This window comes from Pseudomonas sp. MWU13-2517, from assembly GCF_023242545.1.
Classification (GTDB): Bacteria; Pseudomonadota; Gammaproteobacteria; order Pseudomonadales; family Pseudomonadaceae; genus Aquipseudomonas.
Window position 1 is genome coordinate 1 of record NZ_JALMFA010000041.1, and the last position, 565, is coordinate 565.

Genomic DNA, 565 nt, shown 5'->3' on the forward strand with positions numbered 1-565 from the left:
GGCGCCAAGCGATGACGTGTTCATCGATAAGAGCACCCAGACCGTCAAGATCACCGACGCTACTGGCGGCAACTTCGAGAAGCTGGAAGTTGCGGGTAATGGCGCAACCACCACGATCAACGACACCATCGACAAGGTCGATGTGGTTCTGACCGCCACCAACAGCGTTGGTGAAGGCGGCAACATCGTTTACACCGCCAGCCTTGTGGATAAAAACGGCGCGGCAGTGACCAACATCACCAAGCCGTTGACCGTCACCCTGGATAACGGCCAGACCATCACTATCGGAGTGAACCAGTCCAGCGGTTCTGTCTCGGTAGTCGCTCCAAACGACGTATACAAAGGCGACCAGACCGTCACCACCGCCATCAAAGGTGTGACTGGTGGAGAGCACTTCGAGAACTTGGTGCCAGGCACTACGCCGGTGAACACCACCGTTACCGACACACCGGGCACTGCCGATACCACGACCGTCACGCTGACCGCGCCAAGCGCAGTCAACGAAGGTGGTCAAATCACTTACACCGCCACCTTGAGCAACAAGGCTGGTACTGACGTTACGCTG

At 57.5% G+C, this 565-nt stretch carries 1 protein-coding gene; it reads left to right on the forward strand.

Annotation, left to right across the window (positions count from 1 at the left end; genetic code table 11):
• Positions 1 to 565, forward strand: a 565-nt coding sequence (locus tag M5B97_RS27570) for an immunoglobulin-like domain-containing protein (protein ID WP_248733238.1), incomplete at both ends; no start/stop codon positions are given.